General features: G+C 59.4%; 18 protein-coding genes. 8 read left to right on the top strand and 10 right to left on the bottom strand.

Features of this window, described 5'->3' with window-relative positions; all coding sequences use genetic code 11:
• Window positions 1-586: 586 nt before the first annotated feature.
• From V8J63_RS04130 to V8J63_RS04105, 6 genes are read right to left on the bottom strand one after another with little or no spacing between them, the layout of a single operon-like run.
• Window positions 587-2,530 (bottom strand): response regulator, encoded by a 1,944-nt coding sequence (locus tag V8J63_RS04130; protein ID WP_125927462.1) that lies wholly within the window; start codon window positions 2,528-2,530, stop codon window positions 587-589.
• Window positions 2,520-3,395, bottom strand: coding sequence for a sensor histidine kinase (locus V8J63_RS04125; protein ID WP_016774463.1), 876 nt, complete (start codon window positions 3,393-3,395; stop codon window positions 2,520-2,522). The genes V8J63_RS04130 and V8J63_RS04125 overlap by 11 nt, the downstream gene beginning before the upstream one ends.
• A complete protein-coding gene (locus V8J63_RS04120; protein ID WP_336463716.1) occupies window positions 3,388-4,401 on the bottom strand; it encodes an ATP-binding protein in 1,014 nt (337 codons plus the stop codon). The genes V8J63_RS04125 and V8J63_RS04120 overlap by 8 nt, the downstream gene beginning before the upstream one ends.
• Complete coding sequence (locus V8J63_RS04115) at window positions 4,398-4,802, bottom strand: anti-sigma regulatory factor (protein ID WP_016774465.1); 405 nt, start codon at window positions 4,800-4,802, stop codon at window positions 4,398-4,400. The genes V8J63_RS04120 and V8J63_RS04115 overlap by 4 nt, the downstream gene beginning before the upstream one ends.
• Window positions 4,799-5,161, bottom strand: a complete 363-nt coding sequence (locus V8J63_RS04110) for an STAS domain-containing protein (RefSeq protein ID WP_016774466.1) — start codon at window positions 5,159-5,161, stop codon at window positions 4,799-4,801. The genes V8J63_RS04115 and V8J63_RS04110 overlap by 4 nt, the downstream gene beginning before the upstream one ends.
• 4 nt (window positions 5,162-5,165) lie before the next feature.
• Window positions 5,166-6,017 (bottom strand): STAS domain-containing protein, encoded by an 852-nt coding sequence (locus V8J63_RS04105; protein ID WP_016774467.1) that lies wholly within the window; start codon window positions 6,015-6,017, stop codon window positions 5,166-5,168.
• 260 nt (window positions 6,018-6,277) lie between these two features.
• Between V8J63_RS04105 and V8J63_RS04100 the strand changes: the two genes are divergently transcribed.
• A complete protein-coding gene (locus tag V8J63_RS04100) occupies window positions 6,278-6,541 on the top strand; it encodes a hypothetical protein (protein ID WP_336463715.1) in 264 nt (87 codons plus the stop codon).
• A 56-nt stretch (window positions 6,542-6,597) separates the two neighbouring features.
• On the opposite strand, the gene V8J63_RS04095 is transcribed toward V8J63_RS04100, so the two are convergent.
• Window positions 6,598-7,119: a DUF4142 domain-containing protein gene (locus V8J63_RS04095; protein WP_016774469.1), complete on the bottom strand. Its 522-nt coding sequence runs from the start codon at window positions 7,117-7,119 to the stop codon at window positions 6,598-6,600.
• A 204-nt stretch (window positions 7,120-7,323) separates the two neighbouring features.
• Here V8J63_RS04095 and V8J63_RS04090 point away from each other — a divergent pair, with 204 nt between their 5' ends.
• Together V8J63_RS04090 and V8J63_RS04085 are read left to right on the top strand one after the other, a co-directional pair.
• Window positions 7,324-7,578, top strand: coding sequence for a DUF465 domain-containing protein (locus V8J63_RS04090; protein ID WP_016774470.1), 255 nt, complete (start codon window positions 7,324-7,326; stop codon window positions 7,576-7,578).
• Between the two features lie 99 nt (window positions 7,579-7,677).
• Entirely contained in the window at window positions 7,678-7,842 is a 165-nt protein-coding gene (locus V8J63_RS04085; protein WP_016774471.1) for a hypothetical protein, read from the top strand.
• Between the two features lie 109 nt (window positions 7,843-7,951).
• On the opposite strand, the gene V8J63_RS04080 is transcribed toward V8J63_RS04085, so the two are convergent.
• The 3 genes from V8J63_RS04080 to V8J63_RS04070 form a co-directional block, all read right to left on the bottom strand.
• On the bottom strand, window positions 7,952-9,028 hold the full coding sequence (locus tag V8J63_RS04080) for an SMP-30/gluconolactonase/LRE family protein (protein WP_197890195.1): 1,077 nt from the start codon (window positions 9,026-9,028) through the stop codon (window positions 7,952-7,954).
• On the bottom strand, window positions 9,025-10,170 hold the full coding sequence (locus V8J63_RS04075) for a sterol desaturase/SRPBCC family protein (protein WP_336463619.1): 1,146 nt from the start codon (window positions 10,168-10,170) through the stop codon (window positions 9,025-9,027). The genes V8J63_RS04080 and V8J63_RS04075 overlap by 4 nt, the downstream gene beginning before the upstream one ends.
• A 112-nt stretch (window positions 10,171-10,282) precedes the next feature.
• Window positions 10,283-11,146 (bottom strand): LysR family transcriptional regulator, encoded by an 864-nt coding sequence (locus V8J63_RS04070; protein ID WP_024012724.1) that lies wholly within the window; start codon window positions 11,144-11,146, stop codon window positions 10,283-10,285.
• Between the two features lie 254 nt (window positions 11,147-11,400).
• Between V8J63_RS04070 and V8J63_RS04065 the strand changes: the two genes are divergently transcribed.
• From V8J63_RS04065 to V8J63_RS04045, 5 genes are all read left to right on the top strand, one after another.
• The gene (locus tag V8J63_RS04065) at window positions 11,401-11,973 is read left to right on the top strand and encodes an antitoxin Xre/MbcA/ParS toxin-binding domain-containing protein (RefSeq protein ID WP_016774475.1); all 573 of its coding nucleotides are present in this window, start codon (window positions 11,401-11,403) and stop codon (window positions 11,971-11,973) included.
• Window positions 11,970-12,464: an RES family NAD+ phosphorylase gene (locus V8J63_RS04060; protein WP_016774476.1), complete on the top strand. Its 495-nt coding sequence runs from the start codon at window positions 11,970-11,972 to the stop codon at window positions 12,462-12,464. The genes V8J63_RS04065 and V8J63_RS04060 overlap by 4 nt, the downstream gene beginning before the upstream one ends.
• Window positions 12,465-12,530: 66 nt before the next feature.
• The gene (locus tag V8J63_RS04055; RefSeq protein ID WP_306663184.1) at window positions 12,531-12,878 is read left to right on the top strand and encodes a PAAR domain-containing protein; all 348 of its coding nucleotides are present in this window, start codon (window positions 12,531-12,533) and stop codon (window positions 12,876-12,878) included.
• Window positions 12,875-13,174, top strand: coding sequence for a hypothetical protein (locus tag V8J63_RS04050; RefSeq protein WP_240996755.1), 300 nt, complete (start codon window positions 12,875-12,877; stop codon window positions 13,172-13,174). Before V8J63_RS04055 ends, V8J63_RS04050 begins: the two co-directional genes overlap by 4 nt.
• Before the next feature lie 12 nt (window positions 13,175-13,186).
• Complete coding sequence (locus V8J63_RS04045; protein WP_136493513.1) at window positions 13,187-14,224, top strand: hypothetical protein; 1,038 nt, start codon at window positions 13,187-13,189, stop codon at window positions 14,222-14,224.
• The last annotated feature ends 10 nt before the right edge of the window (window positions 14,225-14,234 follow it).

Here is a 14,234-nt window from a genome sequence, read left to right as displayed (position 1 = left end):
ACGAACGCCTTCGCGAGCAGGCTCTCTCCCACAGTTTTGCAGGCTGTACCCAATAAAGTGGTAACACAGCAGACCCCTTGTGGGAGCGAGCTTGCTCGCGAAAGCGGTGTGTCAGCCGCAGATGAACTGACTGGACGGACGCCTTCGCGAGCAAGCTCGCTCCCACAGTTTTGCAGGCTGTACCCAATAAAGTGGTAACACAGCAGACCCCCTGTGGGAGCGAGCTTGCTCGCGAAAGCGGAGTGTCAGTTGCAGATGAACTGACTGGACGGACGCCTTCGCGAGCAGGCTCGCTCCCACAGTTTTGCAGGCTGTACCCAATAAAGTGGTAACACAGCAGACCCCCTGTGGGAGCGAGCCTGCTCGCGAAAGCGGAATGTCAGTCGCAGATGAACTGACTGGACGGACGCCTTCGCGAGCAAGCTCGCTCCCACAGTTTTGCAGGCTGTACCCAATAAAGTGGTAACGCAGCAGACCCCCTGTGGGAGCGAGCTTGCTCGCGAAAGCGGAATGTCAGCCGCAGATGAGCTGACTGGACGGACGCCTTCGCGAGCAGGCTCGCTCCTACACGGGGATGTGTGTCAGTTCAGGCGCCATCCAGCGTGCGGCGGACCTTGTCGAGCAGTTCGCTGATCTGGAACGGTTTGACCAGCATGTCCATGCCGGTGCCGAGGAAGACCTGGCGGTTGAGCGCGGTTTCGGCGTAGCCGGTCATGAACAGGATCGGCAGCCCTTCGTGCCAGCCACGTGCAACATCCGCCAGTTCACGGCCGCTCATGCGCGGCAAGCCGACGTCGGTCAGCAGCAGGTCGATCGACGGGTCGTTCTGCAAGCGCTCCAGCGCCGATTCGATATCCGCCGCTTGCGTGCAGCGATAGCCGGCATCTTCCAGCACTTCGGTGACGAACAAGCGCACCGTGGCCATGTCCTCGACGATCAGCACATGCTCACCACTGCCTTTGGCATCAGGCACCGGCACAGGCGCGTCGGCCCCGGTCGGGTCGTTGGTACCCGGCAGCATGATGGTCACTTCGGTGCCACGGCGGGCGACGCTGCGGATGTGCGCGTCACCGCCGGACTGGCGGGCGAAGCCGTAAATCGTCGACAGACCAAGCCCGGTGCCCTGGCCCAGTGGCTTGGTAGTGAAAAACGGCTCGAACACCTTGTCGATCACGTTGTGTTCGATGCCGGTGCCGTCGTCGCGTACCGACAGCGCCACGTACGCGCCATCGGCCAGATTCGGATCGCCGTGGGAATAAGCGGCGTAAGTATTGACCCAGATATTGCCGCCGGAGGGCAGGGCATCGCGGGCGTTGATCACCAGGTTGAGCACGGCGCTTTCCAGCTGCACCGGGTCGACCAGCGCAATCGCCGGTTTGTTGGTCAGTTCCAGCTTGAGGGTGATGCGCTCGCCGATGGTGCGCACCAGCAATTCTTCCAGCGAGCGGACATGCTCGTTGATGTCCACCGGGCGCGTATCCAGTGGCTGCTGACGGGCAAATGCCAGCAGACGATGGGTCAGCGAGGCCGCGCTCATCGCTGAATTCAGCGCTGCTTCGGTGTAGAACTGCACCTTGTCCAGACGCTCATCGGCCACGCGTTTCTGGATCAGTTCCAGACTGGTGATGATCCCGGTGAGCAGGTTGTTGAAGTCGTGGGCGATACCGCCGGTGAGCTTGCCCAGCGCATCCATTTTCTGCACTTGCAACAATTGCGCTTCGGCGTGCACGCGCTCGGCGACTTCCTTGGCCAGCTGCGTGGTGGTGTCATCCAGTCGCGCTAGATGCGAGCGCTCGCGGTGGCGGTGTTCGGTGACGTCCTCGACAAACACCAGGCTCAGCTCTGGCGTGCGATACGGCGAAATCTGCCATTGGGTCTCGCGAATCTCGCCCTGCACGCGCATGTTCAGCGTGCCTTTCCAGCGCTCGCCGTCGACCAGACGCAGACGCAGTTCATCGAGGATCGAGCATTGATCTTCGGCGAAGCATTCACGCAGCGCCTGCTGATCGCGGTTATCGACGATCAATTGGGCGAATGCGTGATTGCACTCATGTACTTTCAGATTGGCATCGAGCACCGCGATCGGCGCCGAGACGTTGGCGAAGATCTCGCGGAAACGCGCCTCGCTTTCGCGCAGAGCATTTTCCGTGTCGCGCACCCGCAGCAAGGTACGCAGCGTCGCCAAGAGCACATCGGGGTCGACCGGGTGAATCAGATAGGCATCGGCGCCCGCGTTGAGGCCGGTGATGATGTCGCCGGTCTGGATCGACGCCGCTGACACATGAATCACCGGCAGCAGCGCGGTGCCCGGGTCGGCGCGCAACAAGCGGACGATGTCGAAACCGCTCATGTCCGGCAGGTTGACGTCGAGGATCAACGCATCGAGGGCTTCGCTCTCGATCAGGGCCAGGCCGTCGCTGCCGGTGCCGGCTTCGAGCACCGTGTAGCCGTGGCGCTCCAGGCGCCGACGCAGGGCGTAACGGGTGGCGACGTTGTCATCGACGATCAACAGGCGGATGTCACGATTCATCGACGTTCTCCAGAGCGATTGCCAGCGGGATGATGACAAAGAACGTCGAGCCCACGCCCGGCGTACTGTCTACCCCGACTTCACCGCCGAGCAGGGCGGCAAAACGCTTGCATAGTGACAGACCCAGACCGGTGCCGCGCAGACGTTTCTGCAATGGCGAATCGACTTGGGAGAAGTCTTCGAACAGCGTGTCATGCAACTCGGCCGCGATGCCGATGCCAGTGTCGCTGACGGCAAAGCGTACCTTGTCTTCACCTTCCAGTCGCGCCGACACGCGCACTTCGCCACGGGTGGTGAATTTCAGCGAGTTGGAAATGAAGTTGCGCAGGATCTGCCCGAGCTTCTTGTCATCGGTATACAGGCGCGGCAGGCCCAGCGGCTCTTCGAAGATCAGATCCACCGCCGAAGCATCGACGATTGGCCGGAACATCCCGCGCAGGGCCGAAAACAGGTCGAACATGTCGAACCAGGCCGGCGAGATGCTGATTCGCCCGGCTTCGATCTTCGCCAGATCGAGCAGGTCATCAACCATGTCGCTGAGCTCGCGGGCAGCGGTGCTGACGAAGGCTACCTGCTTGTGCTGTTCAGGGCTGAGCGGGCCGTCCAGTTCGTCAGCGAGCAGACTGTTGATGCTCAGGATCGAGCCCAATGGCGTACGAAATTCGTGGCTCATGTACGACAGGAAGCGGCTCTTGAGATCCGATGCCTGACGTAGTTCTTCAGCCTGATTGTCGAGCTCGGCGTACAGCGCCAGCACGCCCTGGTTGGTTTCATCGAGTTCTTCGCGCAGGGCAGTGGTTTCGCGCTGCAACTGAGCGATGAGCGCCGCCTGTTCGGCATGGCTCAAGGTAGTCGATTCAGCCATGGGCGGCCTCCAGAGCAACGACCAGTACCGTCACGTCATCGCGACCACGACAGAAGTCGCGGTGCAGGACGCTGGCTATCACGGACGGATGGCGATGCACCAGGCCGGGGTAGTCTTTGAGATTCCAACGGGACTGTAAGCCGTCGCTGTACATGATCAATAAATGTCCGTTCACGTGAGCATAGTCAAAGGGTTTGGCTTTACGGTACTGGCCGCCAACGATGCCGGGGTGCGAGGCCAGGCCACGGGATTTGCCAGCCTCGAGCAGACTGGCACCAATGTTACCGACACCGGCGAAGGTCAGACCATCGCGCTGGCTGTCGAACTGCGCGAAAGCGACGGCGCCGCCGCGGGTGCCGAGCATTTCCTGATGCAGGTCTTCCATCAATACCACTGGATCGGCAAACGGTGCCCGGGCGAATGCCTGCGCCCCGGCCAGGCCTGCGCGCTCGGCGTCTTCGCCATGACCGAGACCATCGACCACCAGCGCGCTGATCCGCGAGCCTTCATACGTCAGATGCCAGACATCGCCGCAGGCTGGATCGGCATGCAGCGAATGCTGGCTGACGCCGAAGCGGATATCGGCCTGACGATCGTTGCGCGGAAAAATTCGCGCCAGCAACACCGCGCCACGGTGGTCGGCGTAGACATCGAACACATTGGTCTGCCGCGATACGGCGCCGAGGCCGATGCCTTGTGTGCCGCCAGTGGAAAAGCCATCCGCCAGACAGGCATCCAGATCAAAGCCCTGCGCCCGATCCACGGTCTGCATTTCGATGCCGAAACCGTTATCCGGACGAGTCAGCACACGCAGATGAAACTCGCCGCGCTGGGCATGCTTGAGCACGTTGCTTGCCAGTTCCGTCGCGACCAGTGCCACGCGGCCGGCATCGTTTTCGTCGAAGCCATGCTGCTCGGCGAGTTTCTGCGCGGTGCGCCGGGCGTGGCCGATCTGGCTGCTGTCCTCGATCGGCAGAACCTGGGTCAACGACCCGGTGATATTCATGTCCATCGTGTGATCGTAATGCGCGTGCCTTTGCCGGGCTCAGTGTCGAGTTCGAATTCGTTGACCAGGCGCTTGGCGCCGGTCAGGCCGAGGCCTAGTCCGCTGCCGGAAGTCCAGCCGTCGGTCATCGCCAGTTTGATATCGGGGATGCCCGGGCCTTCGTCGCGGAAGGTGATGCGCAAACCGACCCGGCCGTTTTCCTCGAGGATCTGCCAATCCATGTCGCCGCCGCCGCCATAGACCATGGTGTTACGCGCCAGCTCGCTGACGGCGGTGACCAGTTTGGTCAGGTCGATCAGGCGCATGCCGCATTCGGTGGCGAGCTTGCGCGTGGTCTGGCGGGCCAGTACCACGTCCTGTTCGATCAGGATGGGTTGAGTACCACTGCTGCGTACGGTCATTGCAGGCGTACTCGATCCTGCAGCAGTTTCATTCCGCGTTCGACGTTGAGGGCGGTGCTGACGCCCGGCAAGGTCATGCCCAGCTCAACGAGCGTGATCGCCACGGCCGGCTGCATGCCGACCAGCACGGTTTCGGCGTCCATGATTTTCGACAACCCCGAGATGGTGCCGATCATGCGCCCGATGAACGAGTCGACCATGTCCAGCGCGGAGATGTCGATCAGCACGCCACGGGCCGAGGTCCGGCTGATGCGCTCGGACAGATCGTCCTGCAGGGTCATGGCGAGCTGGTCGTGCATGTCGACCTGAATGGTCACCAGCAGCAAATCGCCCATTTGAAGAATCGGAATACGTTCCATCGGCTCAGACCGCTTTGCCGAGGCTGATGCCCAGGCGAGTCAGGGCCAGTTTCAAGGCGTCGGCCAGGTTGGCCTTGGTCACAACGCCTTGCAGATCCAGACCCAAGTGAACGATGGTCTGGGCGATCTGCGGACGCACGCCACTGATGATGCAATCAGCGCCCATCAGGCGAATCGCGGTCACGGTTTTCAGCAGGTGCTGGGCGACCAGGGTGTCGACGGTCGGCACGCCGGTGATGTCGATGATGGCGATCTCGGAACCGGTGTCGACGATGCGTTGCAGCAGCGATTCCATGACTACCTGGGTGCGTTGCGAATCGAGTGTGCCAATCATTGGCAGGGCGAGAACGCCATCCCACAGCTTGACCACCGGCGTCGACAGTTCCAGCAGCTCTTCCTGCTGACGCTTGATCACCGCTTCACGGGATTTCTGGAAGGTGCCGATGGTGTGCATGCCGACTGTGTCGAGCAGTTCGGAAACTTCCAGCAGTTGCTCGGCGAGCAGTGCCGGCTGGTCCTGATAATGGTTTTGCAGCAGGGCGAACAACGGGCCCTTCAGGGCGAAGATGAAGTTGGCGGTTTGCTGGGAATCCTGGCCGAGCAGGGCGCGGCTCTGCGACAGCTTTTCAAGAAACTGACGGGTGTCTTCCCAGCCTGCGGCGGCAATCTTGCTGCCGTTGCCGTTTTCCAGACCGGCCAGCAGCAGGGAGAGCAAGTCGCGGGTTTGCTGCGCGAGGTCGTGTTCCTTGAGATTGCGCGTGGCGCCGCTGGCTTCGAGGCGTTTGGTCCATTCGCTCAGCAGTTGAGCCTGGTTGTTCCTGATTGCTTCAACTGTGCTGTTCTGCAGTGCTGCCATGTGCGTGTCGCTCCGTTACGTAATGGTGCCGGCTCAGCGAAATGACCGGCGCGAATTGACTGACATTTGCCGCTTGAAATAGTTGTTCATTAAGCAGCGAATTTTTCTGCCTGCCGCGTCGAACGCCCCGGTAACTCTAGTCGGCGTGGCAACAGGCAACGATGTTTTGAACGAATCTGCGGCGTCAGGCTTCGAATCTGCATGCCCGACGTTTTCCAGTCGTGCTGGAAGAAGGAGGCAGGACTATGAATGAGGTGGATATGAACGAGCAAGCGCCGCAACAGCAAAATCAGTCCTCAGAGTCAATTAACCGCAACGACCCGGCCATCGACCCGCAGACACCGGGACAAAATACCCCTGCGCCGGCTGAAGAAGGACAGGCGGACAGCGCGGCTGCCGAGGTCGATCAGAAGCAGCATCACAGTGACAACAGCAACGACTTCAGCCCCGGTTTCAAGCCTGACCCGGACCGTCCTGAACCGGGCGAGAGCACCGACGCCGATATCGACACCGATGGCGGTTGATCGCTGAAACGCAAAAAGGCCGCATCGAAGGATGCGGCCTTTTTATTGCCGGGCGGTTACTTGCTCGGATGTTTGGCTTGCAGCTCTTTGGCGTGGGCCAGGTGTTTTTCCAGCGCTGGCAGCATCTTCTGCGCGAACGCTTTCAGTTCAGTGGCGCCTTTGGCCTTGTCATCGGTCACGGTGTTTGCCTGCTTCTTGAACAGCTCGATGGTTTCTTCGTGAGCCTTGACCTGGTTGTTGGCGTAGGCCGCATCGAAGGATTCATCGCGCATGTCGAGAATCTTTTCCTTGGCCTGTTTGACCAGGGTAGTGGTGTCCGGGACTTCGATGTCGTTGGCCTTGGCAATTGCTGCCAGCTCATCGTTGGCTTTGCTGTGATCGGTGATCATCTGATTGGCAAAGGCTTTGATGTCAGCTGACTGGCTTTTTTCCAGAGCCAGGCGGCTGGTTTCGATTTCAGCGATGCCACCGGCGGCGGCGTTATCGACAAAGTCATTGTCGGTCGCGGCAAAGGCGCTGCCCATGCCGGCAGACAGTGCAACAGCCAGAGCGAGATGACGCAGGTTGAATCCGTCCATTGGGTATCTCCACGCAGGTTTTTGTGAGCGTTATCCAATGGAGCGAAAGCAGAAGCCAAAGGTTTTATCGCATTTACGACAGGGCGACGAACGGCAACCGCTGGTCTGACAGGGTGTCGACAGAAGCCATTGCGCAAGGCCATGCTGATAACGAGTCAGCGCATCGGTCGCGCTGGTTGTCGATCAATTTGATGGAGGTGTTTCATGCCGGTTTCACATGATCTGTATCAGGACCTGGGCTGCAAAAAGGAAGAGATCGAGCAAAAACGCTCCGAGGATGCGAAGCTGGATTCGCTGCTCAACAAGTATTTCGAGGTGGATGCTGAAGTGGTCGAGGCCGAGAACGCCCAGTCAGACGCCCCCAGTGATGACGAATTGAAGAAGCTCAAAGAGAAGCGGGTCATCGTCAAGGAGCAGATCGTCGCCCGGCTGGCCGGGCAGCCGCTGACCGGTCAGTAATTACCTGACCCGTGGTCGCCATCCAAAGGGAACGGCGACCACCCACGGCACCTCCAATGTGCAGAGTCTGCAAACCATCGACTCGTTGCGAGGTGCCTCATGAACGATCCGAAATTCCCCAGTGAAGAGCAGGGCGGCTTCGACCCGATTCCGACCCGCCCTGAACCCAACAGCCCGGCGCATACCACAGCGCATCCGGAAAAAACCGTGAAAGAACTGCCGGAGGATGAAGATCCGGAGAAGTTCGACCGGTCCGGCAACTGACAGACCGCCTTCGCGAGCAGGCTCGCTCCCACATTTGGAATTCGTTTCCCCTGTGGGAGCGAGCCTGCTCGCGAAGGCGCAAGTTCATTCCCCCGCAAATCCCGCTGGCTCACTTAAGCGCCGCATCCAACCCCATCCGCCCCATATGCCTCGCCTTCAACGAGCCGAAATACAACCACTGCCCATATTCGCGCACCGTGGTAATCGGCGAATAATTGCCTTCGCTCGCGTCCTGCAGATTGGCAATCACCTTGCCGTCCAGATCCAGTCCCAGCACAAACCCACGCTTTTCGACAGGCTTGGGCAAAACCGTCAACGCCCGCACGATCATCTTGCGTACGAACGGGTGCTGCGCGGTGCCATCGAGTAACGTGTTGCGCGGCGCGTACAACGCTACCCAAAAGCGATTGCTGCCATTGAACGAGAGGTTGTCCGGAAGCCCCGGCAAGTTGTCGATGAACACATCATGGGTACCGGCCTTCGGCCCGCTCAGCCAGTAGCGGCTGATGCGATAAGCACCGGTTTCATTGACCAGCACATAGGCTTCGTCGGGGCCGAGGGTGACGCCGTTGGCGAACTGCAACTTGTCGAGCAAGACGCTGGTCTTGCCGCTCTGAAAGTCGTAACGCAGCAAACGGCCGTCGGCGCCGTGCTCGATGATCGCCTCACCGTCATGGCCATAGCCCCAGCGGCTCGAGGCATCGCTGAAGTAGGCGTAGTGGCCTGACTTGTCGACCGCCACATCATCGGTAAATCCAAATGGCACGCCGTTGGCCTCGGTGGTCAAGGGGATCACGCGGCCCTGCGCATCCAGCGACAACAAGCCTTTGACCGCATCTGCAATCACCAGCATGCCGTTCGGATGACGGGCCAGGCCCAAGGGACGGCCACCGGTGTCGGCGAGGACCTTGCGCTGCGCGCCGTCGAGGCTGCTGCGGATCAGCCTTCCGTCATGCAATCCGGTGATGAGAAATTCGTCTTCCAGCAGCAGCGCCTCAGGCCCTTCGATGTCGCTCGGCCCGACCTTCGCCACAGCTTTGAGGCGCTGGTTGTCCGCGTAGATGCCATCTTTCAAGGAGGGCGCCGGTGATGGTGTCCAGGCGACCGGTTCGACCTTGGTCGGCAGCAACAACAAGAAGGCGATGACCAGAACGATCAGCAGGCACAGCACATAACGTAATTTCACGCGCTGGCCCTCGCCGCGCCGATGTACTGCGCGGTCGTGTCGCGCAGGGCAAGCATGGACGCGGCAGACTCGCGCTCGATGCGCCGCTTGAGCAACAGGCGATTGGCCAGACGCATGAGCAAACCGTCAAAGCGATATTCCAGCGTACGCACGAATCGCGTGCCACCAGCCTCCGCCGAGCACTCGTAAGTCAAACGCAGGGACAGGCCCTGATCACTTTGCGCGCGTGCGCACCAGCACCGGCCCGGCAGATATTCAGTGACTTCCCAGCGCAAGTGACCGGCACGTCCGCCGGCATGGATATCCTCTTCGAAATGCGCACCGGCATGGAGTGGACCGTGCGGACCGTCAATCTTCAATGAGGAGGGATGCCAGTCCGGCCAGTGACTGACGCTGGCGGCATAGGCCAGCACAGCGACCGGCTCGCCGGCGATATCGATCTGGTGCTGCATGCGCGTCATGGGCATTTGCGAATCACTCAAAGGGGCGGGTTCCGGCTCGAGGTACAGCGTGCCGAACAGGTAGTCCATCAAGGGCAGAACGATGTTGAAATTACGCTCCTGCATGCGCTCGCGGCGGTGATGCAGTTCGTGCAGACGGCGCATCTGGCGGATCCACGGCAAACGAGTCAACGGATTCTGCGGCGGCAGATGTTCGCAGGCATGGAACACCTCATAGAGCAGATAACCGAGCACCATGCACCCGGCGAAAAGCCCGGCGACATTGGCGTTGACCTGCGCGAGCAACCACCACAGGGGCAGCGTGATCACCAGCGTATGAATGACGATCAGCCAGGCTGGAAACAGAATCACCCGCCAGTCCCGCGCGCTGTCGTAGGTCATGTGCCCGGGGGTGAAAAAGCTGTGATGGTCGCCGGCATGCCGCGCGTAGAACATCTTTGCGAAAGCTTTTTTGTGATGGCCCAAATGGCGATGGACCATGTATACGCCGAAGTTGAACAACAACAGGCTCAGCGGCACGGTCAGCCATTCCAGCCAGCTCGCCGAATGCACCGTGCGCCAGAACGCAGCGACCTCGAAAAAGCCGAACAGCAGCACGAACGCGCCGTGCAGCCATGGGTTGTACAACGGATGAATGGCCGCCCGGTAGCGGCTGCGGAATGCCTCGGTGGTCTGCCTCAATGCGTTTCACCTGCGGGTATTGTTGTTATACCCGGCAGATTAGCCGATCCGCTGACTTGTGCAGGGCGAACCTTGCGGCCTTAAGCGCCATGCTCTGGACTGAGGCTGTCCGTCAGCTCAACGGATTCCAGCGCTGCGACCAGTCGTCATCGGTGCGGATCACTTCGCGCAACAGATCGAAGGCCTGTTGCAGCACTGCCGAGTCGCGATCACGGGAATACACCAGATAGGTCGGATAACCGAATTCCGGCGCTTTGGTGACGGCTTCCAGGGCGCCGGTCTCCAGGTAAGTGCGCACAACGCGAGTGCGGAAATAGCCGCTGCCGCCATGTTCGAGGATGTATTGCAGGGCCAGCGGGCCAAGGTTGAAGCTCAGCGCGGCTTTGGCTTTTTCCGGCAGGGCGGCGTCGTGCTGGCGGCGGAAATCCGGGCCCCAGTCGATGTAGACGTAAGGCTCCGGACGCTCGGGCGCGCGCACCAGAATCAGTTTTTCCTCCAGCACTTGCTCGACCTGCAGACCCGGCCAGTATTCCGGCTGATAAACCAGCGCGGCATCGAGCACACCGAGTTCGAGCTGACGCAGCAGATTTTCGCCATCGCGAATTTCCATGCGCAGTGCGTGGCCGGGGATTTTCTCGCGCAGTTCCGCCGCCCAACTGAGCATCAACGGGTTGCACAGGCTGACCTCGCCACCGATGTGCAGAACGTTGTGATAACCCTCGGGCAGCGGCAAGTCGCGGCGCGCGGCTTCCCAGGTCTGCACCAGTTGATTGGCGTAGATCACGAACGCTTCGCCATTGGCCGTCAACTTCGCCCCGGCGCGATTGCGCACGAACAGCGTACTGCCCAACTGGCTTTCGAGTTTCTGCACCCGCGCGGTGATGGCGGTCTGCGTGACGAACAGCTTCTGCGCAGCGGCGGCGAGACTGCCGTGACGGACGATTTCGAGGAAAGTGCGAGCGAGGTCGATGTCCATGGGGCAGGGCCGGTGTCTGGAGGTGGAGCGCATTGTAAGTCAAAAGGCTCTCTCCCCAACCTGAAAGCAACAACGGATTGAACCGCTGAAAATTGCGTTTGAGTCCTACGGAAACAGGAGCGTTTTGATCAGATTTGGGGATATTTCCGACGACTTTTTCAGGTTGGTCGTCGGACGCCGGGTCTATAGGATCAGTCCTGACATTGAAGTCATCGAGCGCACAGATCGCTCTGGACCCGGACAAAGGATGGACTATGCGAATCCCACTGATTGAAAGCCATACGCCTGCTTACTCGCCTCGCCATTACTGGCGCGACGATCGCGCCAGGTGTCCCTCGGAGGACGTTGCCATGCCGAGCGCCAAAGTGCCCCGGCTCACGGGCTTGAAGAAGCTCGAGGGCAAACCTCTGGAGTTGCTGTTGCGTGGACAGGATACCGGCGACGATCCGATGCTCATCCTGCGCTGCACAAGCGAAGGATTTGAGCTGCTTGATGTAGTGAACATGATCGCAACCTCCGAGCTGTACCAACAGGGAGAGATGGTCAAACGTATCACCGGCAAATCCGTGAGAACCGTGCGACGCCTGCTCAAGGAAGGCGCGTCGGTGCGCCTGGACACGCCGCAAAGCGTCATCGCCTACCAATATGCCGCTGCGCTGGAACTGGCCATCGAAGTATTCGGGCGTCAGGCCAAGGCCGAGTCATGGCTGGAGCAACGCGCTACTTACTTCTACGGTTATGTGCCGCTCGATCTGGTTGGACATGCGCTGGGCTTCAGGATGGTGGAGGAGTATCTGAACCAGATCAAATACGGGGTTTATCAATGAATCCCTTGCCCTGGGATGATCGCTGGTACGCCTGGCGGCTGGATCGCGAGGTGTACAGCGAGACCTGGGACAGCGGCCTCGGATCGAAACGGGACGGCGGCCGCTGGAATACGCCCGGCCGCAGAGTCGTTTATGCGTCGGTCGACCCCTCCACGGCGATACTGGAGGTGGCCGCCCATGGCAGCTTCGATGCGCTTGATCAGGAACCCTATGTGTTGACCTGTTTTGAAATCACCCACGACGCCAGCGTCAGAATCGTGCAACCGGAAGATGTGCCTAATCCGCATTGGCTCACCCCGATCAAAACCTCACCCAACCAGCGAAAGTTTGCCGATGCACTGTTGGCTGAACATCCATTTGTTCTGGTGCCTTCGGTAGCCACCCGGCACTCGTGGAATTTGCTGGTGAGTTGCGATCTGGCGGAGGGTCAGTTCAGGATGGTTTCGCAAGAGCGGTTTGGGCTGGATACGCGGTTGTTGCAGGAGGGTTGATCGTATTTGTGTGGGCCTGCGAATCCGACACGACAATTTCCAGGTTCCGGGAGCGATCAAGGGCCGATGAGTCGCTGCCAGCTACATTCGCGGCGGCTCGCATTCTACGTCTGGATTCAGGCTTTCAACCAATATAAAGATCCGGTACATTTCGCGCCCACGCTTACTACAAGGAAGTTAAAGATGGCAAAGCCTGCCGCTCGACTCAGCGATCTTAATGCATGCCCGATCACAGGCCATGGCACCAATCCCGGTAACAGCGGTTCCGGTGATGTAAACATCAATGGAATGCCAGTTTTGCGTGTCGGAGACACCACAGCGTGCGGAGACACTGTCACCGAAGGCATCAGCAATATTTTGATCAATGGCAAGCCTATGCTTTCTTGGGCAGTGCGACGGCCCACGGAGGCATGATAATCACGGGCTCTGGCGACGTTTTTGTCGGCACCCAGGTCGGTTCCGCACCTTTCTCCCCGATTATCACTGTTCCTAAACACAGCGAGCGCTTCCAACTGGTTGATGAGGCCACTGGCGAAGCTATTCCCGACATGCTCTATTGCATCGAAACGGGTGACGGTCAGCGTCTCGTAGGCCATACCGATAGTCATGGTAACGCCGCGCGAGTGTTTACGGCCAACCCGACTTCGATAGTTGTGCAGTGGGGTAAGGAAGCTGCCGCCCATCTCGACGCGCTCGGCCTAGATTACTAAGGGAGGTGGCAGGTGGCAGCCCCCAAAAAGAATCAAGCTCGAACAAGCGATCAACATACAACGACCCAAGTGAAAGGTACGCTGGCACAGGATTACGTAACGGTTGTGGGTGCGTCTTACATGTCCCTTTATGAAAAGGTTCGTGGCCAGAAGGGCAACAAGATGCGCTTTATCAATCAGGGTATCCGCCAACTCACAAAGTATCCAACCGGCACTCCAAACTTCACGATCCAGCGTGTATTTCTGATTTTCAAAAATGACTATCCGGAGAACTTGCTGACGGCTTTGAAGGACGTTGTCGAAAATCAGCACGGGGCCCAGTACCGAGAGATGGACTCGATATCCGGTCTTGTGGATTTCATCGCAGCTCGGCAACGCCGCGGGCGCGAGATCAAACAGCTCGACTTTTTTTCCCATGGTGTGGTGGGCAGTATCGAGTTGGGCTACGAGCTGGATAAAAACGATAGCTACCGTCTGCGTGATGCACAGGCGAATATGTTCAAACCCGAAGCGTTTGCCTATGGTGCGAAAATTCACTCCTACGCTTGTCGCACAGGTTTGGGTATCGATGCCGACTTCAAGGTCAATGAAACAGAAGATCCTCATTACGAGCGTAGCTTGGCGCAGATTCTTGCTAATGCGACCCGGACCACCGTGTGGGCATTTCCAAGACGCAGCAACTACGACACAACTTATGGTACTGCCGCAGAACGGGGATCTGTGCCGGGAATTCGTGAAAGAGAAGCAGCTGATGGGCGAGCGATGCGGAATTATTTGAGTCGAAAAACCGCTTATGAACGAAAGCTGATCGAACATCGCAAGACCCTCAAAGACCCAACGGCGCAATTACCTGATGAACAGGCGCCGCAGGCGCCAACGCCAACAGTCTCTGAAGAAGAGCGCAATTTGCTGGCGCACGATGACAGCCGAGCATTGTATGAACGGAAGATTGGATTTCCGCTGGATGCCTTAGGCGCACATCGTGACGTTCGATCAGGTGATACACCGGACGGCGTACCCAAACACCTGCTTGCCTATAAACCGCTATGACGCTCCTGAA

Origin of the sequence: Pseudomonas sp. CCNWLW23 (genome assembly GCF_037095675.1) — a bacterium.
Taxonomy (GTDB): Bacteria; Pseudomonadota; Gammaproteobacteria; order Pseudomonadales; family Pseudomonadaceae; genus Aquipseudomonas; species Aquipseudomonas atacamensis.
Note: the sequence above shows the minus strand (reverse complement) of the source record. Positions and strands in the feature narration are given on the sequence as shown.

Coding starts and splice junctions, on each gene's coding strand:
- V8J63_RS04130 (WP_125927462.1), bottom strand. CDS start 2,530: ATGAATCGTGACATCCGCCTGTTGATCGTCGATGACAACGTCGCCACC.
- V8J63_RS04125 (WP_016774463.1), bottom strand. CDS start 3,395: ATGGCTGAATCGACTACCTTGAGCCATGCCGAACAGGCGGCGCTCATC.
- V8J63_RS04120 (WP_336463716.1), bottom strand. CDS start 4,401: ATGAATATCACCGGGTCGTTGACCCAGGTTCTGCCGATCGAGGACAGC.
- V8J63_RS04115 (WP_016774465.1), bottom strand. CDS start 4,802: ATGACCGTACGCAGCAGTGGTACTCAACCCATCCTGATCGAACAGGAC.
- V8J63_RS04110 (WP_016774466.1), bottom strand. CDS start 5,161: ATGGAACGTATTCCGATTCTTCAAATGGGCGATTTGCTGCTGGTGACC.
- V8J63_RS04105 (WP_016774467.1), bottom strand. CDS start 6,017: ATGGCAGCACTGCAGAACAGCACAGTTGAAGCAATCAGGAACAACCAG.
- V8J63_RS04100 (WP_336463715.1), top strand. CDS start 6,278: ATGAACGAGCAAGCGCCGCAACAGCAAAATCAGTCCTCAGAGTCAATT.
- V8J63_RS04095 (WP_016774469.1), bottom strand. CDS start 7,119: ATGGACGGATTCAACCTGCGTCATCTCGCTCTGGCTGTTGCACTGTCT.
- V8J63_RS04090 (WP_016774470.1), top strand. CDS start 7,324: ATGCCGGTTTCACATGATCTGTATCAGGACCTGGGCTGCAAAAAGGAA.
- V8J63_RS04085 (WP_016774471.1), top strand. CDS start 7,678: ATGAACGATCCGAAATTCCCCAGTGAAGAGCAGGGCGGCTTCGACCCG.
- V8J63_RS04070 (WP_024012724.1), bottom strand. CDS start 11,146: ATGGACATCGACCTCGCTCGCACTTTCCTCGAAATCGTCCGTCACGGC.
- V8J63_RS04065 (WP_016774475.1), top strand. CDS start 11,401: ATGCGAATCCCACTGATTGAAAGCCATACGCCTGCTTACTCGCCTCGC.
- V8J63_RS04060 (WP_016774476.1), top strand. CDS start 11,970: ATGAATCCCTTGCCCTGGGATGATCGCTGGTACGCCTGGCGGCTGGAT.
- V8J63_RS04055 (WP_306663184.1), top strand. CDS start 12,531: ATGAGTCGCTGCCAGCTACATTCGCGGCGGCTCGCATTCTACGTCTGG.
- V8J63_RS04050 (WP_240996755.1), top strand. CDS start 12,875: ATGATAATCACGGGCTCTGGCGACGTTTTTGTCGGCACCCAGGTCGGT.